The following is a 20,446-nucleotide window of genomic DNA, read 5'->3' as shown; positions in this document are numbered from 1 at the left end:
TAGTATCCGTCAAAAGCTTTTCTTGACCGGGCTGCCGCCCTTGGTCGGGGGCAATCCCCAGACCAGGCGCAACCGGCCGTACAAATCCTTCACGGTCGCCCTGCTCGTGTCAAGGATGTCGAGGATTCGGGTCAGTGTGCCGCCCTCCCGCCGCGCGAGGCAGGTGGGGGTGTCGAAATGCGTGACCGTCCGCCCGGCCATCCAGAACGGGAACAGGCGGCAGTAATAGGGCCGGGCCTCGGCCGGAATCTCGCAGCCGAGCGGTCCCAGGAAGCGGCACGCGCCCATGGAATCGACGGCCAGCCGGAAGTGGTCCTTGCCCTCGGGAAATATCTCGCGGACCAGGTGCTCCTCGCCCGGGAACAACCGGCACGCGTAGTCGATGAACGCCTTGGAGTTGGGCGAGAGCACGAATCCCCCGGTGTAGGGCACGTGCTCCTGGATGCGCTCCTTCTCGATCTGGGAGAGCGGGAAGCAGAACTCCTCCTGGCCGTGGGTGATGCGGCAGCAGGTCGGCCCCTGGAAGGAGCACCGACGGCAAACGTCCGAGTCGCCTGTCTGGGTCCGGGTCACCACGCGCTCCCGCCGGATCAACCGGCTCCCCCGCCGTTGCCGCCGGAGAAGCGCAGTTCGCCCTTGCCGAGCAGGTCGTGCAGATGCACCATCCCGGCCAGCCTGCCGTCCTCTCGGACCACGGGCAGCACGGTGATCTGATTGCGCTCCATGACGTCGAGCACCAGGGCCGAGGATTCGCCCGCCCTGGCGCGCCGGGGCGAGGTGGTCATGACCGCGCTCACCGGGCCGTCCACGGACAGCGTCCCGATGCAGACCATGCGCCGCACGTCGCCGTCGGTGAGCACGCCCTTGAGCATCCGGTCATCGTCCACCACGGCCACCAGGCCGAGGCCGCCCGTGTTGAGGACGTCGAGCGCTTCCTTCAAGGTCGCGCCGTCGCTCACCAGGGGCAGGTCGTCGGTGTGCATGAGCTGGTCCACGCAGGTGGCCAGCCGCTGGCCCAGGGAGCCGCCGGGGTGAAACCGCTTGAAATCGTCCTTGCCGAAGGACTTCCACTCCATGAGGCAGACGGCCAGGGCATCGCCCACGGCCAGCTGCGCGGTGGTCGAGGAGGTCGGGGCCAGCCCCATGGGGCACGCCTCGCGCGGCACGCGCACGGTGATGTGGATGTCCGCCAGCCCGGCCATGGCCGAGGCCGGGTTCGAGGTCATGGCGATGACCGTCGCGCCCAGGGACTTGAGGGTCGGCAGGATGGCGTTGACCTCGTCGGTGCCGCCGGAATTGGACAGCGCCAGGATCACGTCCTCGCTGCGGATCATGCCCATGTCGCCGTGGGCGCCCTCGACCGGATGCAGAAAGAAGGACGGGGTGCCTGTGGAGGACAGGGTGGCCGCGATCTTGCGGCCCACCAGCCCGGATTTGCCGATCCCGGTGATGACCACCCGGCCGGTGCACCGCGCCATGGCGGTCAGCGCCGCCTCAAAGGCCCCGTCCAGCTGGTCGCGCACGGCCGCAAGCCCCTGGATCTCGATGTCCAGGACCTCGCGCGCCTGCGCGGGCCAGTCCTTGTTCTCGGATATGCAAGCCATATATTGATTCTCCAGGTTCGCCGGGGGAAAACGACCGACGGGCCCCACCCTCGCGGACGGGACCCGGCGCCGCTCCTGCCCGCCCTTCACGGGGCGGTCGGCGTTTCCGTATGCAGCCTAACAGAATTCCTTGATAATGCCAGGAGACGCCTCCAGGCAGTCCTTGCCCATCCGATCGGCCAGGGGGATCGGGTAGTTCCCGTCGAAACAGGCCAGGCACCATTCGTCCTGGGTCACGGAGTCGAGCAGGCCGGGGATGGACAGATAGTGGAGGGAATCGATCTCCATGAACCGGGCGATGTCGTCCACCGAATGATTGGCCGCGATGAGCTCGCCCTTGGAGGAGAAGTCGATGCCGTAGAAGCAGGGGAACTTGATGGGCGGGCAGCTCACCCGCAGGTGAATCTCCCGCGCGCCCAGCTCGCGGAGCTTCTTGACCCTGGCGCGGATGGTGGTCCCGCGCACGATGGAGTCCTCGATGATGATGATCCGCTTGCCCTGGATCATGGACTTGACCGGATTGAGCTTCACCCGCACCGAGAAGTCGCGCATGTCCTGGGAGGGCTGGATGAAAGTCCGGCCCACGTAGTGGTTGCGGATCATGGCCAGCTCCAGGGGCAGCCCGGAGGCCTGGGAATAGCCAACGGCCGCGTAGTTGCCGGAGTCCGGGAACGGCATGACCATGTCGGCGTCCACCGGGGCCTCCTTGGCCAGCATGGCGCCCATGGCCTTGCGGCGCTCGTAGACCACGTCGCCGAAGATGTGGGAATCGGGCCGGGCGAAGTAGATCAGCTCGAAGATGCACTTGGAGCACCGGCGCGGCTCGGCGAACCGGTGGGAGGTCATCTTGCCCTTGTGGACCACGATCATCTCGCCCGCTTCCAGCGGCCGGAGATAGTCGGCCTCGATGAGGTCGAAGGCGCAGGTCTCGGAAGCGAACACGTAGTTGCCGCCCACCCGGCCCAGGACCAGCGGCCGGAACCCGTTGGGGTCCTTGACCGCGATCATCTTGTCGTTGGCCAGGATGAGCATGGAATAGGCCCCGCGCACCTGGAGGCAGGCCTTGCCCACGGCCTCCTCGATGGACTCGGACTCATGCAGATACTTGATGATCAGGTGGGCGAAGACCTCGGTGTCCATGGTGGTCTGGAAGATGGAGCCGTGGGCCTCAAGCTCGGAGCGCAGCTCGTAGGTGTTCACCAGGTTGCCGTTGTGGGCCACGGCCAGCCGCAGGTCGCCGTGGCGGACCAGGAACGGCTGGGCGTTGCGGATCAGCGACGCGCCGGTGGTGGAGTAACGGATGTGGCCCATGGCGATCTCGCCCTTGAGCTCCTTGCTCAGATGACGCTCGTTGAAGACGTCCGCCACCAGCCCCATGCCCTTCTGCTCGCGGATCTTCTCGCCGTCCCAGGTCACGATGCCCGCGGACTCCTGCCCGCGATGCTGGAGCGCGTACAGACCGAAATAGGTCATGCGCGCGGCTTCCTTGTTTCCGTAGATGCCGAAAAGACCGCAATACTCTTTTTTCATGTAGACTCTCTCGTCCTCTGCGGCCTGGCTAGCCGTAGTATTCCTGAAGGCTCTTCACCTGGAGCCCGGTTTGACGCAATTCACATATGGCCTGGACCACCGCCCGCGCCCCGGACACCGTGGTGGTGTAGGGGATGTCGTAGAGCAGTGCGTTCTGGCGGATCATCTTGGCGTCGCCCACGGTCTTCTTGCCCGAAGGGGTGTTGATGACCAGGTCGAACGCGCCGTTCTTGATGTGGTCGACCACGTGGGGGCGCTGCCCCTCGTGGACCTTGTGGACCTTTTCCACATGGATTCCCTTCTCGGCCAGGAAATCGGCGGTGCCGCCCGTGGCCGCGACCTTGAAGCCCATGGCCTCGAAGTCCTTGGCCACCAGCACGATCTTGGACTTGTCCCAGTCGTTGACGGACATGAAGACCGTGCCCTTGGTGGGCAGCTTCTGGCCCGCGGCCAGCTGGGACTTCATGTAGGCCAGGCCGAAGCTCGGGTCGATGCCCATGACCTCGCCGGTGGAGCGCATTTCGGGTCCGAGCAGCACGTCCACGTTGGGGAAGCGGGTGAACGGGAACACGGACTCCTTGACCGAGACGTGGCCCTTCTTGCGCATCTCCCAGGGCTTCAGGTCCTTGAGCTTCTCGCCGAGCATGACGCGGGTGGCGAGCTTGGCCAGGGGCACGCCCGTGGCCTTGGACACGAAGGGAACCGTGCGCGAGGCGCGCGGGTTGACCTCGATGATGTAGACCTCGTGATCCTTGATGGCGAACTGGACGTTCATCAGTCCGACCACGCCCAGCTCCTTGGCCATGGCGATGGTCTGGCGCTCGATCTCGCGGATGAGGTCCGCCGACAGGGAATACGGGGGCAGGACCGAGGCGGAGTCGCCGGAGTGGATGCCCGCCTCCTCGATGTGCTCCATGACCCCGCCGATGTACACGTCCTCGCCGTCGGCCAGGGCGTCCACGTCCACCTCGATGGCGTATTCGAGGAACTTGTCGATGAGGGTCGGGTGCTCCGGGGAGACCAGGGCCGAGTGCCGGAAGTAATGGTCGAACTCGTCCATGGAGTAGACGATGTCCATGCCCCGGCCGCCCAACACGTAGGACGGGCGCAGGACCAGCGGGAAGGTCAGCTTCTCGGCGATCTCGCGCGCCTCGACCATGGACATGGCCGTGCCGTTGGGCGGCTGCTTGAGGTTCAGCTTGTTCAGGAACTGCTTGAACCGCTCGCGGTCCTCGGCGCGGTCGATGGCGTCCGGGCTGGTGCCGATCAGCGGCACGCCCGCCTTCATCAGCCGCAGCGCGAGGTTCAGCGGGGTCTGGCCGCCGAACTGGACGATGACGCCGTCCGGCTTCTCGAACTCGATGATGTTCATGACGTCCTCGAAGGTCAGCGGCTCGAAGTAGAGCTTGTCCGAGGTGTCGTAGTCGGTGGAGACCGTCTCCGGGTTGGAGTTGACCATGATGGACTGCACGCCCATCTCCTTCAGGGTGAAGGAGGAGTGGCAGCAGCAGTAGTCGAACTCGATTCCCTGGCCGATGCGGTTGGGGCCGCCGCCCAGGATGACGATCTTCTTGCGTTCGTCGCGGACGTTCTCCTGGCCGGTCTCGTAGGTGGAATAATAGTATGGGGTGTACGCCTCGAACTCGGCGGCGCAGGTATCGACCAGGTAGTAGGTCGGCTCGACGGCGAGCTCCTTGCGCAGGGCGCGGACGGCGTCCTCGCTGGTCCGCCACATGGCCGCCAGCTGCGGGTCGGAGTAGCCGTACTCCTTGGCCTTGCGCAGCATCTCGGGCATGCCGTCGGCGTCCTTGGACACGCCCTCGCGCTTGCCGAACTCGATCAGCTCGCGCTCCAGGTCGATGATGTCCTGGAACTGGCGCAGGAACCACGGGTCGATCTTGGTGGCCTCGAAGACCTCCTCCTCGGTCATGCCGCAGAGCAGCGCGTTGCGCAGGGCGTAGATACGCTCGGAGTTGGGCCGCCGCAGGAGTTTCAGGATCTCGTTCTTGTCGAAATCGCAGGTGTCGAACCGCTTGCCCAGGCCGGGGTGCCCGGTCTCCAGGGACCGAAGCCCCTTCTGGAGCGCTTCCTTGAAGGTCCGGCCGATGGCCATGGTCTCGCCCACGGACTTCATGGCCGTGGTCAGGTAGTCCTCGGTGCCGGGGAACTTCTCGAAGGTGAACCTGGGTATCTTGATCACGCAGTAGTCGATGGCCGGTTCGAAGGAGGCCATGGTCTCACGGGTGATGTCGTTGGGAATCTCGTCGAGGGTATAGCCCACGGCCAGCTTGGCCGCTATCTTGGCGATGGGGAAGCCGGTGGCCTTGGAGGCCAGGGCCGAGGACCGGGACACGCGCGGGTTCATCTCGATGATGATCAGCTCGCCGTCCTCGGGGTTGATGGCGAACTGGACGTTGGACCCGCCGGTCTCCACGCCGATCTCGCGCATGACCGCCAGGGAGGCGTCGCGCAGCCGTTGGTACTCGTCGTCCGTCAGGGTCTGGGCCGGGGCCACGGTCACCGAGTCGCCGGTGTGCACGCCCATGGGGTCCAGGTTCTCGATGGAGCAGATGATCACGCAATTGTCCTTCTTGTCCCGCATGACCTCAAGCTCGTACTCCTTCCAGCCGAGGATGGAGCGTTCCAGCATGATCTCGTGCTTCATGGACAGGGCCAGACCGTTGGCGCAGATCTGTTCCAGTTCCTCCATGTTGTAGGCCACGCCGCCGCCGGAACCGCCCAGGGTGTAGGCGGGACGGACGATGATCGGGAAGGGGATCTTCTCGCCCCACTCGCGCACGTCGTCCATGTTGTGGCAGATGCCGGACTCCGGCATGCCCAACCCGATGTTCCTCATGGCCTCGCGAAATTCCTCTCGGGATTCCGCCTTGTTGATGACGTCGATATTCGCGCCGATCAGCTCGACGTTGAATTTGTCCAGGACGCCCATGTCGGCCACGGCCAGGGCCGTGTTCAGGCCGGTTTGTCCCCCCAAAGTCGGCAAAAGAGCGTCGGGACGCTCTTTTTCGATGATTCGGGCAACGGTTTCCGGCTCGATGGGTTCGATGTAGGTCGCATCGGCCAACTCCGGGTCCGTCATGATGGAGGCCGGATTGGAGTTGACCAGGACCACCTCGTACCCCTCCTCCTTGAGAGCCTTGAGGGCCTGGGTACCGGAGTAGTCGAACTCGCAGGCCTGGCCGATGACAATGGGGCCGGACCCGATCAACATGATCTTCTTGATATCTGTGCGTTTAGGCATTCTGCTCGAAGTAGTTGAAGTTACGGCGATATTTGAGGGTACGGCCGAGGGCCTCCCCCCTTGCCCGGCCTGACATCCTCGCCGCCTGCCGGACAAGCAATCTTTATTATAAGGTTATCCCCCGAAACGCAATGCTTATATACCGGGGGGCCCCGCTCTCCTCCCTCCGGAGTCTGCCACATTTCTCCGCTTACGGCACGCCCGGATGCGACTTGAAATCCTTCCTCAGATTCCCGTTGACACGATCGAGGTTGATACTTACTCTCAACCTCAACGCAAACTTTGAGGGATTGTTCAGCGATGCAAAAGCCTTTGACCGATTTTCCCACGGGATCAGTAGTCCGTATTGCAGGTATCGACGGCGGCCGCCAGGCGCGGTCGCGCATGCTCGCCATGGGCATGACGCCGGGCTGCCCGGTCACCGTCCTTGCGGGCGGCCCCACCGGCTGCCGGGTCCGCGTACGCGGCTCCGAGGTGGTTCTCTGCTGCGGCCTGGCCGGCAAGATCATGGCCGTGGCCGACGACTCCGACGAAGGGCCGCGCTGCAACTGCTGCCCCGGCCCGCGCGCCAGGGCGATCTGAACCGAACCTCACCCGCCTTCCGTCCGGGGCGCCTCCCCGATTCTTTCCCCCGCCCGGTGAATTATACTTGTTTCCGGTTTTCGTCCGGTGCTACCCTTTCCCGCAAACGATTGGGAGGCAAGGCATGTCCGAGACCATCAAGATCGGGGTCAGCGCCTGCGTGGCCGGAGAGAGGGTCCGCTGGGACCGAAGCCACCGGCGCAGCGCCTATCTCGCCGAGACCCTGAGCAAATACGTGGAACTCGTCCCCATCTGCCCGGAGATAGCCTGCGGCATGGGCATCCCCCGCGAGCAGCTCCGACAGGCGGACTGCGCGGGCGATATCCGGCTCATCGGCTATGATTCGGGCGAGGACTTCACCGAAAAGATGTCCGAGTGGGCGGACCGCGTCCTGCCCGGCCTGGACGAGGAAGAGATCTGCGGCTTCGTGCTCCGGCAGCGTTCCCCGTCCTGCGCCAAGAACAAGTCCAAGATATATTCCACCACCGGCAAGCCGCACAAGCACGGCCCCGGTTTCTTTACCCGCAAGCTCACCGAGCACGCCCCCCTGCTGCCCATGGTCACCTCCGAGGAATTGCAGAATCCCCTCCTGCGCGACAACTTCATCCGCAGGGTCTTCGTCCTCAACCGCTGGCGGACCCTCCTGGGAAAAGGCAAGCGCATCGGCCAGCTGGTGGACTTCCATACCCGGCACAAGATGCTCATCCGCGCCCACGACCTGCGCGGCTACCGCGAGCTTGGGCGGTTGCTGGGCGAAAGCACCATGCAGAACGTGGACGAGGTCTTCGCGACATACGCCAGCCTGCTCTTCAAGTCCCTGGCCCTTAAGACCACGGCCAGGAAGAATAGCGACGTGCTCCAGCACGCCATGGGCTTCTTCAAGAAGGACCTGGACGACGGGGACAAGCGCGAGCTGCTGGCCATGATCACCAACTACGCCAACGGTAAGCTTCCGCTGCTCATGCCGGTCACCCTGCTCAACCACTACGCGCGCAAGTACCACAAGCCGTACCTGGCCCAGCAGTACTACCTGAACCCGGAACCGGCGGAGCTGAAGCTGCTCTACCACGCCTAGGGGGACCATGGACGACCGCATTCGCATCGGCATCAGCGCCTGCCTGGCAGGACAGCCCGTCCGCTACGACGGCTCCGCCGCCAAGGCGGAACACCTCACCGGCACCCTGGCCAAGTATCTCGATTTCCACCCAGTCTGCCCCGAGGTCGGGTGCGGCATGGGCGTCCCGCGGGAAGCGGTCCGGCTGGTCGGCACCCCGGAAAACCCGCGCCTGGTGGGCAACCGGACCGGCCGCGACTGGACCGCAACCATGCGGGACTGGGCCGGGCCCGCCCTCGATGAATTGGAGAAACAACGGCTGTGCGGCTTCATCTTCAAGGCCAAGTCGCCGTCCAGCGGACTGTCCCGGGTCAAGGTCTATGCGGAGGACGGGGGCCAGCCGGTCAGCTATGCGGGCGTCGGCCTGTTCGCCAGCCTGGTCACGGAACGGTTCCCGCTCCTGCCGGTGGAGGACGACGGGAGGCTCCACGACGTGGGACTCCGGGCCAATTTCATCGAACGCATCTTTGTGGAGCACCGCTGGCACCAGCTCGCGGACCAGGGGCTGACCATGAAGGCGCTCATCGATTTTCACACCCGGCACAAGATGCTCGTCCGCGCTCACGACGTGGCAGGCTACCGCGAACTGGGCAAGCTGGTGGCCGACGGCAAACACCTCGGCCTGGACGCCCTGGCCAGGCAATACCACGAACGGCTGGCCAAGGCCCTGGCGCTGAAGCCCACCGTGCGCAAGAACGTGGACGTGCTCATGCACGCCATGGGCTACTTCAAGAAACAGCTCTCCCCGGATGAAAAACAGGAATGCCTGGAGATCATCGACAACTACCGCAACGAGCTGGTTCCGCTCATCGTCCCGGTCACCCTGCTCAACCACTACGTGCGCAAATACGACGACGCCTACCTGCGCGGCCAGTACTACCTGAACCCGCACCCCCTGGACCTGAAGCTGCGCAACCACGCCTGAAAAAAGCCCCCTGCCGCAACCGCGACAGGGGGCTTTATCCATAAAATCAGCCTATTCGACGAAGGCCGACTCCTCGGGCTCCAGCCGCAGCCGCACGCCCTTGAGGTCGCCGCCGCTGGCCAGCCACGCCCGAAGCAGCTCCCGGTTGCGGAAGACCACCGGGTGCGGGCAGCCGTAGCCTGCCTGGTCGAGCAGACCCGCCGCCTGGTCGGGATAGTGCTTGGCCGCGGACAGACAGGCCAGCAGGTTGAGGCACAATTCATTCAGCGGGAAACGGAGCGTCATGGCCTTGCCAAGCGGCAGCATCACGTCCGCGTATCGGCCCGCCCTGTAATACGCCACGGCCAGGTCGAACTGGGCCGCGTGCAATCCCGGCAGCCGCAGGGCCACGGCCTCGCGCTCGGACACGGAATAGGTGACCCGCTCCGCAGTATACGGCGTGCCGTCCACGTTGCGAATGCGGATGTCGTACCCGTACCGCCTGGCCCAGAACAGCCCTTCCACCGCCTCGTCCGGGCCGAGGGTCATGGCCACGCGGCGACAACCCGCCAGACGCATGGCCTTGAGCAGCCCGTCCGTGGGTACGGTGTCCAGACGCGCGCTCCACAACACGTTCAGGTCGCGCACGCGCATGTCCGTGCACATTTCCACCACCCGCTCATGGTCGGCGAACATGGCCGGGTCCTCGAAAGCCAGGACCCGCAAGCCCCGGTCGCGAACCGCGCGTTCCACCGGCTCCAGGTCCCAGTCTCCGTCGAAGCGGACCGAACCGTAAGCGAATGCACTGTCCCGCCCGTTCCCTCCGGGCGAGGCAAATCTCTTCTCAATATACATGTTCCACCCCGGGCCGCCCATTTTTTGACGCTTAGGACGTACCCAAACCCGATATTGCAAAGGCTTTGCCAATGTGGCGGGAGGCGCCTCCGGCGGCCGGGGGAAGGGGAAGAGGGGAACCCTTTGCAAAGGGTTCCCCTCTTCCCCTTCCCCCGGACCCCCATCCCCATCTCCCCTCCCAAACTCTTTGGGTCGCTTCGCGAGGTTTGAGGGTCAAGAAAGGGCGTACCGTTTCACGCCGCTTTTCAAAAACCAGCCCCGCACGCCAACCCGCGCCCGCACGGACTTGCCGCAGGCACACAAAAAGTTTGGAAGGGGGGAGTCCAGAGGGGGGAAACTTTTTCAAAAGTTTCCCCCCTCTGGCCGCCGGAGGCATCCCAAACGAAAGGGCCCCGTTCGGGGCCCTTTCGTTTGGGATATGCGACACTCTCAGGCTAGCTGACTTTGCTGCCGGGGGCGACTTGGCCGGACGGGGTCAGGAGTTCCATGCCGTTTTCGGTTTTGACGGCGAGGATCATGCCTCGGGAGAGTTGTTTGCGGAGTTTGCGCGGCTTGAGGTTGGCGACCACGACCACCTGTCTGCCGACGAGGTCGTCGGGCTGGAAGTAGTCGGCGAGGCCCGCCACCACCTGGCGCAGGTCCTTTTCGCCGGTATCCACCTGGACGAGCAGCAGCCGGTCGGCGTCCGGGTGTTTTTCCACGGACTGGACGGTGCCCACGCGCAGGTCGAGTTTCTGGAAATCGTCGAAGTCGATCTCGGGGATTTCCTCGACGGCTTCGGCCTTGGCTTCCTTTTTGGCCTTCTTGGCCTTGGCGGGCTTTTCCGGCTCGGCCTCGGCGGGCAGGTCCACGCGCGGGAAGAGGTTGGAGGTCTCGGCCACGACGGTGTCGGACTCCAGCAGTCCCCAGACGTCCATTTCCTTGGGCAGGTTGATCTTTTCCGGGGCGAAGGTGATGCCGAGCTGTTCGAGCATTTTTTCGGACGCCTCGGGCATGACCGGCCACAGATGGACGGCGATCTTGCGCATGTTTTCGAGGAGCACGTAGATGACCGTGGACAACCGGCCGGTGTTCTTTTCCTTGAACAGGGCCCACGGCGCGGTCTCGTCGATGTATTTGTTCAGGCCCCGGACCAGCTCCCACAGTCCTTCGAGGGCGCGGGAGAACTTGAGGTCGGAGAAGAAGTCCTGGAAGGACTGCATGGCGGCCTGCCCCAGCTTCTTGATCTCGGCGTCCACCACGTCCTCCACTTCGGGCCGGGGGATGGCCCCCCCGAAGTACTTGTGGGTCATGGACAGAGTGCGGTTGAACAGGTTGCCGAGGTCATTGGCGAGGTCCGCGTTGAGGCGGCCGACCAGCGCCTTTTCGGAGAAGCTGGAATCCTGGCCGAAGGACATCTCGCGCAGCAGGAAATAGCGGAAGGCGTCCAGCCCGTAGGCGTCCTTCATGGCCAGCGGCTCGATGACGTTGCCCAGGGACTTGGACATCTTGGTGTCCTCCACCAGCCAGTAGCCGTGCACGTTGAGGTGCTGGTACGGCTCGATGCCGGCCGCCTTGAGCATGGTCGGCCAGAAGATGGCGTGGGGCTTGAGAATGTCCTTGGCCACCAGGTGGTTGGCCACGGGCCAGAATTTCTTGAACTTGTCGCCTTCGGGGTAGCCCAGGGCGGCCACATAGTTGATGAGCGCGTCGAACCAGACGTAGGTCACGTAGTCGGCGTCGAACGGCAGCTCGATGCCCCAGGTCAGCCGGGTCTTGGGCCGGGAGATGCAGAGGTCTTCGAGTTCGCCGGACTCCAGCAGGGAGACGACCTCGTTCCTGTACCGCTCGGGGCGGATGAAATCGGGGTTCTTGCGGATGTGTTCCAGCAGCCAGTCGCGGTACTTGGACATCTTGAAGAAGTAGTTCTTCTCGGCGATGTATTCCGGCTTGGTCTGGTGATCCGGGCACATGCCGTTGACCAGTTCCTTCTCGGTGTAGAACCGTTCGCAGCCGAAGCAGTAGTGTCCGCCGTATTCGCCGAAGTAAATGTCTCCTGAATCGTAGACCTTCTGCAGAATCTGCTGGACCACTTCCTTGTGCCGCGGCTCGGTGGTGCGGATGAAGTCGTTGTTGGAAATGTTCATTCCCGGCCAAAGGTCCTTGAAGAGCTTGCTGATGACGTCAACATACTCCTGCGGGGTCTGGCCGTTGCTCTCCGCCGCCTGGACGATCTTGTCTCCGTGTTCGTCCGTGCCGGTCAGAAAGTAGGTCTCCTCACCCATCAGCCGGTGGAAGCGATTCAGGCTGTCGGCCACGGTGGTGGTGTACGCGTGTCCCAGGTGGGGTTTGGCGTTCACGTAGTAGATGGGCGTGGTGATGTAAAAACGTTGCAAATCGAATTCTCCTTGTCGTGACAAAACACCCCGGGGGAAGGTTATTTCCTGGGGGGCCTGCGCCTGCGCCTTCTGGGCCTGCGCCCGCGCTTGTTGGCGGCGCCGGAATCGCTGTCGCCGGAACCGGTCTCGTCCGCCTTGGGGGCGGAACCGGCGGACTTGGGGGCGGAGTCATCGGGCTTGGGCCCGTTGTCCCGCCGGGGGCGGCGTTTCCGTTCCTCTTGGACGGGTTCGTCGAAACTGTTGTCCTGGGGAGAGTCCTCCAGGCTGGAGAGGTCCACATCCTGGCCGCTCTCGTCCCTGTCCCGACCGTAGTCGGACCGGGAGTCGTCGCCCCGGGCGGGCCTGCGTCCGCCGCGCCGTCCCTTGGGACCGGCGGTGCGAGACTTGGCCTCGGCCTTGGCCTCTTCGCTGGGCGGCTTGTTAACTATTTCATTCCATTCGTCAATGGAAACTTCCTGCTCGTCGAAGTTCTCATCAAGCAAGGAGAGGGATTTCTTGAAGAAGTTGGACCGGAGGACCTTCACGTTGCCGAGCGAGGTCTGGTACTTCTTGCCCACCCTCGGACACATGCGGTGGAACTCCTCATAGCCCTTCTGCTCGAAGCTCAGGCAGCAGAGCAGCCTGCCGCAAATACCCGAAATCTTGGTCGGATTGAGGAACAGGTTCTGCTCCTTGGCCATCTTGATGGTCACCGGCACGAACTTGCGCATGAACCTGCGGCAGCAGCAGATCTGGCCACAGTTGCCGATGGCCCCGAGCATCTGCGTCTCGTGGCGAACGCCGATCTGCCTCAGTTCGATGCGGGTGCGGTATTCCTTGACCAGGTCCTTGATCAGCTCGCGGAAGTCGATCCGGCCCGGCGCGGTGAAGTAGAAGACCATCTTGGAGCGGTCGAAGAAGACCTCGACGTCGACGAGCTTCATGCCGAGCTTGTGGCTGTTGATGCAGGCGCGGCAGAACTTGAACGCTTCTCGGGAGAGCTCGTCGTTCTCGGCCACGGACTCCATGTCCTTGTCGTTGGCCAGGCGGTAGATGGGCTTGTACCCCTCGCCGTCCGCGTCCTCGTTCTCCTGGGGGGCCTGGCGAATCAGGATGACCTTGCCCAATCCCATGCCCTGGTCGGTCTTGACGATGACGTGCTGACCTTCGCGGACTACGAACGGGCCGGAACCGAAATAGTAGACCTGTCCGTAATCATTGAATTTAACACCAAGTATTTGGCTCATGTAATTATATCCCGCATAGGCGACCCCGCTCCGGGCGGGGGAGTAATTTTCGAACAAAGAGCAATAACATATTAGAAAACGGCTCCGACTTCAAATCCGAACAGTAACAGAAAACCGGACGCCGGGACAAAAGCTCGACATCCGGTTGCAATCTCGCGAAAACGTTCGGTAAAAAAGCTACACGAGGCCCAGACTCTTGATCTCGCCCATAAGCTTGTCCTCGTCGATGGGCTTGACCAGATAGGAAGTGGCGCCGCCCAGGAAGAAGGCGTCGTGGGTTTCCTTCTCGTCGGCGAGCATGGTGGTGACGATGACCTTGGCCTCGTTCTGGGGGCCGATGCCGCTCTCCTGCTCCAGGATGCGGATCTCCCGCAACGCCTGCTGGCCGTCCAGTTCGGGCATCAGCAGATCGAGACAGACCAGGTCGTAGGGGTCCTTGTCGAGCAGGCCGCGGCGGAACGCCTCGATGGCTTCTTCGCCGTTCACGGCAATGTCGCACTTGGCCACCTGACGCAATATCTCGTGAATCATGTTTCTGCTGTAAAAGTCGTCGTCCACGATCAGCGCTTTCATTTCTCGCCCTCCTCGGAATCTCGCCCGCCTTGGTTGAAGATATGCATTAATGTCATTTAATCCTAAAAACCGCAACTGTTACATGAGCCGGAGGGACGCCCCGCCCGGTCACAATTCGATGACCCGACCTTCGCGCGCCAGGTCGAAACGCAGACCCGCACCCTTCCACTCCTCCTGCAATCGGGCGAGGATGGCGTCAAGATCGGCGTCCGTCCGGACGGCGTCATGGTGGGTCAGCAGAGTGTGTTTTGCACCCGTTCGGCGAGCCAGGTCCAGGACCCATTCGGCGGAAGAATGGCCCCAACCTTTTTTTTGTTCGTATTCCTCGGCGGTGTACTGGGCATCCGCGATGAGCAGATCCACGCCGCCGATGAACTTGACCAGGTCACGATCGCGTTCGGCCACGATCCGGCCGTAGTCTTCAAATTCGGACTCGCCTAGATGATAGACGTTGAAAACCGGCTCATGGTCACCGGTAAAAAACAGGGATTTTCCGCCGTAGTCCACCCGGTAGCCGAAATCCGGGGCCGGATGGTTCATGAGCAGGGTCGAGACCGTGGCGAAGCCGAGGTCCACGGTCTGGCGGTCGAACAGGGTGTGGTACTCGATATCCGCCTTGAGTTCGGCCACGCGCACCGGGAAGTGCGGATACTCCAACTGCCGGGACAGGACGGCCTCGATGCCGGTCAGGGCGAGGGGGTCTGGCGGACCGTAGATGGCCACCGAATTACCCGCTGAATACAGCGGGAGGAAGAACGGCAGACCGGAGATGTGGTCCCAGTGGGTGTGGGTGATGAAGACGTGGCAGGTCACGGGCATGGAGGCGGCCAGTTCCTGACCCAGCGACCGGATGCCGGTCCCGGCGTCCAGCACGATCAGCCCCTCGTCGCCGCAGCGGACCTCGATGCAGGTGGTGTTTCCGCCGTAGACCACGGTCTGCTCGCCCGGCACCGCGATGGCACCCCTCGTGCCGCGCAGCCGGACCCGCATCACCGCGATTCTCCCAGCTTGATGAAGATGCGCGCGCTCTCCACTTCCTCGGCCAGGGAAGGCAGGTCGGCGATGAGCGCGTCCATGTCCATGGAGAACCGGTTGACCATGGACTCGGCCAGCGGCTCCACCACGAAATTCCCGGCCGAGCCGAAGGAGAGTTTCTTGGTGATCTGGTTGGCGATGAACAGGCAGTCGTTGAGCTGCGAGCCGATCCCGCCCGAGGAATGGTGCAGGGCGATGGCGTCGCGCAGCTCCGAGGGCAGGTTCCACTTGTCGGCCAGCATCCCGCCGAGGTCGGCGTGGGTGGCCCCGATGATCTCCAGCTCGCATTGATGCATGGGTTCGCCCTGTGCCGACGCCTTGACCACGACCTTTTCGAACTCCTCGGGCAGGTACAGGGCGAAGACCACCTTGCCGATGTCGTGGAGCAGCCCGGAGGCGAAATAATTGGCGGTGTCGTCGCGGGAGACGCCCAGCTTGCGGCCCAGCATGGAGGCGCAGGTGGCCACGGCCAGGGAGTGAAGCCAGAACGCGCCCATGTCCATCCGGGTGGAGGCGGACCTCGGGATGGCCCCCACGGCCGCCAGGCCCAGGGCCACGTTCTTGAGCGTGTTCAGGCCGAGGTAGACGCTGGCGTGGTTGATGGAGGTGATCTCGCGGGAGAGCCCGAAATAGGGGGAGTTGACCAGCCGCAATATCTTGAGCGTGAAGACCGGGTCCTTCTTGATGACCTCGACCAGCTCCTTTTGCGAGCAATTGATGTCCTGGGAAAGCGTCAGGACCTGGTGGACGCTCTCGGGGAAGGCGGGCATCCGCTCCACCGCCTCAAGCAGCCTGTCCCTGACGTCGCTCATGGAATCATCGAATATGCGCATACCCACCTTGAATCGATCCGCCCTTGGTTAGCCATTCCCCATGGCGTTCGCAGTCCGCCCTATCGGCGGTTATTATCCCAGGCGGTAAAGTGTGGCAAGAGAAAGTCAATACAGCATATCCACTATTGATTCCCCCTCCGGGCCCGTCCAGGTGCAGACCACCCGCCCGTTCCGGGCCGTGGTGTAGACCGCGCCGCCCGCCGCCCGCGCCGCCGCCGCCACGCCGGGGTCCGGGAACCCGTAACGGTTGAGATAGCCGTTGGAGACGAGCACCACCCTTGGTGAGACCGCCGCATAGAAATCGGGATCGAAGCTCACCCGGCTGCCGTGGTGCGGCAGGACCAGGACCTCGGCCGAGAGATCGGCCCCGCTGTCCAGCAGCGCCCGCACCCCGGACCGCTCCACGTCGCCCGGCAGCAGGGCCAGATGGCGTCCGGCCCGCTCCGGCCGCAGCACCAGGGACCGCTCGTTGGCCCGCCTGGCCGAAAACCCCTCGCCGGGATGCAGCACCGCAACCCGCGTCCCGCTGCCCAGCTCCACCGCGTCGCCCGCCGAAAGACGGATCGGCACCAGTCCCCGCGCGGCCAGCGCCGGGCGCAGCCGTTCGCCCGTCAGCCCGGACGGGAGCATGCCGTTGGTGTACAGCGCGCCCACCGAGAACCGCTCAATCAGGAACGGCACCCCGTGGCTGTGGTCCACGTCCGGGTGGGAGAGGAATATCCCGTCCAACCTCGGCGGGCGGCCCAGGGTCAGGCTCGGCCCGACCACGGCCTCGCCCAGGTCGAAGGTCCGCGAGCCGCCGCCCGCGTCCACCAGCCAGCGGCGGCCGCCCGGCAGGGAGACCACCAGAGACTGGCCCAGCCCCACGTCGAGCATGGTAAGCGACACCTGGTCACGGCTGTCCAGCCCCATGACCCATGCCTGGGGCAGGACCAGCAGCGCAAGCCCCAGCCCGGCGAGTCCGGCGGACACCCTTCGCCCGCGCAGACTCAAGACCGCAAGGACCAGCAGCAGCGCGAAACCGAGGGATTCCGGCCACAGGGGGCGGAGCGTGGCCCAGACCGGCGTCAGTCCGGTTCCGCGCACCGCGTCCAGCGCCCACAGCAGTTTGTCGGCCACGGCCGCCGACGTCGAAAGCAACAGCCCGGCCGCGCTCCCGGATACCGGCGCGAGCGCCATGCCGAGGAACCCCAGCGGCATGACCGCGAACCCCAGCGCCGGCAGCCAGACGAGGTTGAGCAGCAGGTTGGGGGCGAAGGCCCCGAAATACCAGACGGAGAGGGGCAGGATGCCCAGAGTCGCGCTGACGCTCACCGCCAGCACGCCCAATGCCCAGCGGCCCACCCGCAGGACCAGCGGCCCGCCCCCGGCGAACAGGGACCGGAACAACGGGTACAGCAGCGCGATTCCGGCAACAGCGGCCAGGGACATCTGCAAGGAGAGGTCGAACACGGACAGGGGCGAGATGAAGAGGATGGCGGCCAGGGCGAAGAACAGCCCGTCCAGCAGCACCCTGCCCCGCCCCTGGAGCAGGAGCAGCCCCCAGAACCCGAACATGACCGAGGCGCGGACCAGCGAGGCCGAGGGCTGGCCGAGCCAGGCATAGATCAGCACCAGCGGTGCGCCGAACAGGACGGCCAGCCGGGGGCGCGGCACCTTGAGCAACAGCGGCGGCCAACACCAGCCCGCCAGCAGCGCGAGGAAATATCCCATGGCCGCCACGAATCCCACGTGCAGCCCGGACAGGGCCAGGGTATGCGCCAGCCCGGCGCTGCGCGTGGCGTCCAAGGTCGCCTGGTCCAGCTCCGACCGGTCCCCTGCGGTCAGTGCCAGGACCATGGCCCCGCCTCTGGTGTCCGGCAGTAGGCCCGCCACCTGCCCGCGCAACGCCGCCTTGAGCCCGGCCAGCGCGCCCTCGGGCCGGGCGCCCCACTCCGGCCCGGCCCTGCCCGTCGGCCAGGCGCGCCAGAGTACCCCCTGTCGCCGCCAGTACCATTCATAGTCCCAGGTGCCGGGGTCGCCGAAATTCCGCACCGGTTGCACCCTTGCCAGCGCCCGCAGGGTCTGCCCCGGCAAGGGGCGGTAGTCCGTGTCGCGCTCGCTCCAGGTCAACCGGCCCGGCAGTTCCGTGACCGCGCCGTCCGCCTCGCACCGCACCTGCTCCAGGATGACCCGCAGCCGATGATCCGGGCGCGGTTCGGCGGAGACCACCACCCCCGAAAGCAGCACGGGCTGTCGTGCCTCCATCCAGCCGGGAACTTCCGCCACGCCGTCGGGCGTGCGCTGCGTGCCGTAGGCGAACCCGAAGACGGCGCACAGGACCACGGCCAGCAGCGGCACCCGGCAATCCCGGCCGCGCAGGACGAAGTCCGCAACGCAGAGCACGGCAAGCGCGCCAGCCGCCCCAGCGGGATAACGCACCCCGTACACCCCGGCCCCGAAGGCCAGAACATAGGTCTGCCAGGGCAGCAACCCCGGCATGGCGGGCGCATATGTCCAACAAGCGTTCCTCACGCCATCCCCTTAGCAGCAACCCGGCCCAAAGTCAGCCGGACCAAGGCGCGGGTACGGATTGGCCCGCATCTTCAAGCCGTCCGGCGGCGACCGTCAAGAGAGCGCAGGCGACGAAAAAGGGGGCGGCCAGGCCGCCCCCTGCAACTGGGTTTTTCCGGTTCTACCAGCGCTCGTATTCGTCGGATTGGCCCTGCACCGCCAGGGACAGGGAACGTACGGGACGCCGCCCGATCGACGCCGCGCCGTGAGCGACAGTTCGCCCCACGGAAACGGCGTCGGCCCCGTCCATCCTGAAAAAGGCCATGGCGGACTGGAGCAATCCGGCCTGGGCGGCCAGCTCCTCAGAAGTGGACGCCATCTCCTCCGAAGCCGCCGTGTTCCGTTGCACCACTTGATCCAGCTGCCGCAGGGCCGTGCCGATCTGCTCGGCCCCGCAGCTCTGCTCCTTGCAGGCGGCGGCTATCTCCTTAACGTGACGGGCCGTGCGCTCTATGTCCGGGACGATGCGCTCCAGCAGAATCCCGGCCTCGTCGGCGATCTCCACGCTCCGGGCCGAAAGGCCGCTGATCTCGCCCGCCGCCATCCGGCTGTGCTCCGCGAGCTTCCTGACCTCCGCGGCCACCACGGCGAATCCCTTGCCGTGCTCCCCGGCCCGCGCCGCCTCGATGGCCGCGTTCAGGGCCAGCAGGTTGGTCTGACGGGCAATCTCCTCGATGACGCCGGTCTTGTCCGCTATGCCGCGCATGGCCGACACGGTCTGCCGGACGGCCTCGCCGCCCCTGCGGGCGTTGTCCGCCGCCTCGTGGGCGATCCGCTCCGTCTCCTGGGCGTTGACGGAGTTGCTGTCGATGCTCGACGACATCTGGCCCACGCTCGCCGCGACCTCCTCCACGCCCGCCGCCTGCTCGGTGGCGCCCTGGGCCAACGCATCGGCGGTCGAGGAAAGCTCTCCGCTGCCCGAGGCCACGGATTGCGAAGCCTGCTTCACGCCCTGGACGATATCGCGCAGCCGGAAGACCATCTGGTTGAGGGCCGCGCCCAGCAGGCCGATCTCGTCCCGGCCCCGAATCGACATCTCGCGGGAAAAATCCCCATCGGCCATGCCCTCGGCAAAATTCACGCCCGCGCACATGGCCCGGCTGATGGCCCCCGGCAACGTGCACGCCACGAGCAGCCCGAACAACGTCGCCAGGCAGATCGCGACGCCAACACTCCAATACCCGCGATGCAACGCCGCATCCATGGCGCTCCGCTGGCTGGCCGCGAATTCGTCGCACAGGGCGATGGCATCGCGCGCCGAAGCCACGAGCGCTTCGTCCTTGGCGTTGACGTCCAGGGTCGCCCGCTCGAGGGCGGCGGCGGATTCCGCGCCGTTGCCCTCCCCGCTTTCCAGGACCTTTGCCCGGCGGATGAGGCCGACCATATTCGTAAAGGAGGTCCCGTAGGACAGGACTGACCGCTTGAAATCATCCAACAGGGTCAAGGTGGCCGCATCGCTGAAATCGGCCCTCACTCCGTCGGACAGCCGGGCTATCTCGGCCACGGCGTCGTCGACCCGCTTCACGTACAAGTCTTCGCCGCGCAGGATGAAGTTTTTCTCCTGCCTGCGGCTCTCCAGCATCAGCTTGGTCATCCGGTTCGCGGTCTGCGTATGGTCCACACACCCGACCACCTGGATCATCGTGTACGTGCAGGCCGCCCCCAGGACGATCACCAGGCCCGTCAGCAACCCCATGGCCAGGTACAATTTGGTTCGTATCCTGATATCGTTGAGCATCCATATCCTCCCAGTTGCTCCTTCTCCCGATTCAAAGGCCCCATGGCCGCCCGATGGTCACAATGAAATCCGCATCCCCGACAGGGTCAGCGTCAGTCGAGCCCGGGCTCACCTTTTAGCAACCGGCATACCAGCGGGTCGGCCGCGAGATGCCGTGCATAGCAAATTGAAAAGATTGGAAATAAACTCGCAACCCTTGATTTCGCCATCTTCTGGCAAAAGGATGAGGAGGACATGGCGACTCCGGCTCCGGGGTGTC

General features: G+C 64.7%; 15 protein-coding genes. 3 read left to right on the top strand and 12 right to left on the bottom strand.

What is annotated here, in order from left to right; all coding sequences use genetic code 11:
• Positions 1 to 9: 9 nt before the first annotated feature.
• The 4 genes from AWY79_RS09470 to carB all read right to left on the bottom strand — a co-directional run bounded on the left by AWY79_RS09470 (position 10) and on the right by carB (position 6,396).
• Complete coding sequence (locus AWY79_RS09470) at positions 10 to 573, bottom strand: YkgJ family cysteine cluster protein (RefSeq protein ID WP_066807145.1); 564 nt, start codon at positions 571 to 573, stop codon at positions 10 to 12.
• 17 nt (positions 574 to 590) lie between these two features.
• Positions 591 to 1,604, bottom strand: a complete 1,014-nt coding sequence (locus tag AWY79_RS09465; protein ID WP_066802853.1) for a KpsF/GutQ family sugar-phosphate isomerase — start codon at positions 1,602 to 1,604, stop codon at positions 591 to 593.
• Positions 1,605 to 1,721: 117 nt separating this feature from the next.
• Entirely contained in the window at positions 1,722 to 3,134 is a 1,413-nt protein-coding gene (purF, locus tag AWY79_RS09460) for an amidophosphoribosyltransferase (protein ID WP_066802852.1), read from the bottom strand.
• A 28-nt stretch (positions 3,135 to 3,162) separates the two neighbouring features.
• Entirely contained in the window at positions 3,163 to 6,396 is a 3,234-nt protein-coding gene (gene carB, locus AWY79_RS09455) for a carbamoyl-phosphate synthase large subunit (RefSeq protein WP_066802851.1), read from the bottom strand.
• A gap of 300 nt (positions 6,397 to 6,696) precedes the next feature.
• Here carB and AWY79_RS09450 point away from each other — a divergent pair, with 300 nt between their 5' ends.
• The 3 genes from AWY79_RS09450 to AWY79_RS09440 all read left to right on the top strand — a co-directional run bounded on the left by AWY79_RS09450 (position 6,697) and on the right by AWY79_RS09440 (position 9,017).
• The gene (locus AWY79_RS09450) at positions 6,697 to 6,978 is read left to right on the top strand and encodes a FeoA family protein (protein ID WP_066802850.1); all 282 of its coding nucleotides are present in this window, start codon (positions 6,697 to 6,699) and stop codon (positions 6,976 to 6,978) included.
• 124 nt (positions 6,979 to 7,102) lie between these two features.
• Entirely contained in the window at positions 7,103 to 8,053 is a 951-nt protein-coding gene (locus tag AWY79_RS09445) for a YbgA family protein (RefSeq protein ID WP_066802843.1), read from the top strand.
• Positions 8,054 to 8,060: 7 nt separating this feature from the next.
• Positions 8,061 to 9,017, top strand: a complete 957-nt coding sequence (locus AWY79_RS09440; RefSeq protein WP_066802841.1) for a YbgA family protein — start codon at positions 8,061 to 8,063, stop codon at positions 9,015 to 9,017.
• Positions 9,018 to 9,068: 51 nt separating this feature from the next.
• On the opposite strand, the gene AWY79_RS09435 is transcribed toward AWY79_RS09440, so the two are convergent.
• The 8 genes from AWY79_RS09435 to AWY79_RS09400 form a co-directional block, all read right to left on the bottom strand.
• Positions 9,069 to 9,851, bottom strand: a complete 783-nt coding sequence (locus tag AWY79_RS09435; RefSeq protein ID WP_133987180.1) for a hypothetical protein — start codon at positions 9,849 to 9,851, stop codon at positions 9,069 to 9,071.
• Between the two features lie 434 nt (positions 9,852 to 10,285).
• Positions 10,286 to 12,226 carry a methionine--tRNA ligase gene (gene metG, locus AWY79_RS09430; protein WP_066802837.1) on the bottom strand — a complete coding sequence of 647 codons (1,941 nt, stop codon included), beginning with the start codon at positions 12,224 to 12,226 and terminating at the stop codon, positions 10,286 to 10,288.
• A 41-nt stretch (positions 12,227 to 12,267) separates the two neighbouring features.
• Complete coding sequence (locus AWY79_RS09425; RefSeq protein WP_066802835.1) at positions 12,268 to 13,455, bottom strand: PSP1 domain-containing protein; 1,188 nt, start codon at positions 13,453 to 13,455, stop codon at positions 12,268 to 12,270.
• 177 nt (positions 13,456 to 13,632) lie between these two features.
• On the bottom strand, positions 13,633 to 14,028 hold the full coding sequence (locus AWY79_RS09420) for a response regulator (RefSeq protein ID WP_066802833.1): 396 nt from the start codon (positions 14,026 to 14,028) through the stop codon (positions 13,633 to 13,635).
• A 108-nt stretch (positions 14,029 to 14,136) separates the two neighbouring features.
• A complete protein-coding gene (locus AWY79_RS09415) occupies positions 14,137 to 15,018 on the bottom strand; it encodes an MBL fold metallo-hydrolase (protein WP_066802831.1) in 882 nt (293 codons plus the stop codon).
• Entirely contained in the window at positions 15,018 to 15,896 is an 879-nt protein-coding gene (locus AWY79_RS09410; protein ID WP_233490891.1) for an HDOD domain-containing protein, read from the bottom strand. The genes AWY79_RS09415 and AWY79_RS09410 overlap by 1 nt, the downstream gene beginning before the upstream one ends.
• Before the next feature lie 105 nt (positions 15,897 to 16,001).
• The gene (locus AWY79_RS09405) at positions 16,002 to 18,377 is read right to left on the bottom strand and encodes a DNA internalization-related competence protein ComEC/Rec2 (RefSeq protein ID WP_066802830.1); all 2,376 of its coding nucleotides are present in this window, start codon (positions 18,375 to 18,377) and stop codon (positions 16,002 to 16,004) included.
• Between the two features lie 193 nt (positions 18,378 to 18,570).
• On the bottom strand, positions 18,571 to 20,187 hold the full coding sequence (locus AWY79_RS09400) for a methyl-accepting chemotaxis protein (RefSeq protein ID WP_066802828.1): 1,617 nt from the start codon (positions 20,185 to 20,187) through the stop codon (positions 18,571 to 18,573).
• Positions 20,188 to 20,446: the final 259 nt, after the last annotated feature.

Source organism: Pseudodesulfovibrio indicus (assembly GCF_001563225.1).
GTDB lineage: Bacteria > Desulfobacterota > Desulfovibrionia > Desulfovibrionales > Desulfovibrionaceae > Pseudodesulfovibrio > Pseudodesulfovibrio indicus.
The sequence above is the reverse complement of the archived record's forward strand: the minus strand, read 5'-3'. Positions and strand labels throughout refer to the sequence as shown.

What these genes read in the sequence shown, in the direction of transcription:
- AWY79_RS09405 (WP_066802830.1), bottom strand. Translation starts at nt 18,377, where the DNA reads ATGCCGGGGTTGCTGCCCTGGCAGACCTATGTTCTGGCCTTCGGGGCC.
- AWY79_RS09445 (WP_066802843.1), top strand. Translation starts at nt 7,103, where the DNA reads ATGTCCGAGACCATCAAGATCGGGGTCAGCGCCTGCGTGGCCGGAGAG.
- AWY79_RS09440 (WP_066802841.1), top strand. Translation starts at nt 8,061, where the DNA reads ATGGACGACCGCATTCGCATCGGCATCAGCGCCTGCCTGGCAGGACAG.
- AWY79_RS09410 (WP_233490891.1), bottom strand. Translation starts at nt 15,896, where the DNA reads ATGCGCATATTCGATGATTCCATGAGCGACGTCAGGGACAGGCTGCTT.
- AWY79_RS09400 (WP_066802828.1), bottom strand. Translation starts at nt 20,187, where the DNA reads ATGCTCAACGATATCAGGATACGAACCAAATTGTACCTGGCCATGGGG.
- AWY79_RS09425 (WP_066802835.1), bottom strand. Translation starts at nt 13,455, where the DNA reads ATGAGCCAAATACTTGGTGTTAAATTCAATGATTACGGACAGGTCTAC.
- AWY79_RS09435 (WP_133987180.1), bottom strand. Translation starts at nt 9,851, where the DNA reads ATGTATATTGAGAAGAGATTTGCCTCGCCCGGAGGGAACGGGCGGGAC.
- carB (WP_066802851.1), bottom strand. Translation starts at nt 6,396, where the DNA reads ATGCCTAAACGCACAGATATCAAGAAGATCATGTTGATCGGGTCCGGC.
- AWY79_RS09420 (WP_066802833.1), bottom strand. Translation starts at nt 14,028, where the DNA reads ATGAAAGCGCTGATCGTGGACGACGACTTTTACAGCAGAAACATGATT.
- AWY79_RS09465 (WP_066802853.1), bottom strand. Translation starts at nt 1,604, where the DNA reads ATGGCTTGCATATCCGAGAACAAGGACTGGCCCGCGCAGGCGCGCGAG.
- AWY79_RS09415 (WP_066802831.1), bottom strand. Translation starts at nt 15,018, where the DNA reads ATGCGGGTCCGGCTGCGCGGCACGAGGGGTGCCATCGCGGTGCCGGGC.
- purF (WP_066802852.1), bottom strand. Translation starts at nt 3,134, where the DNA reads ATGAAAAAAGAGTATTGCGGTCTTTTCGGCATCTACGGAAACAAGGAA.
- AWY79_RS09450 (WP_066802850.1), top strand. Translation starts at nt 6,697, where the DNA reads ATGCAAAAGCCTTTGACCGATTTTCCCACGGGATCAGTAGTCCGTATT.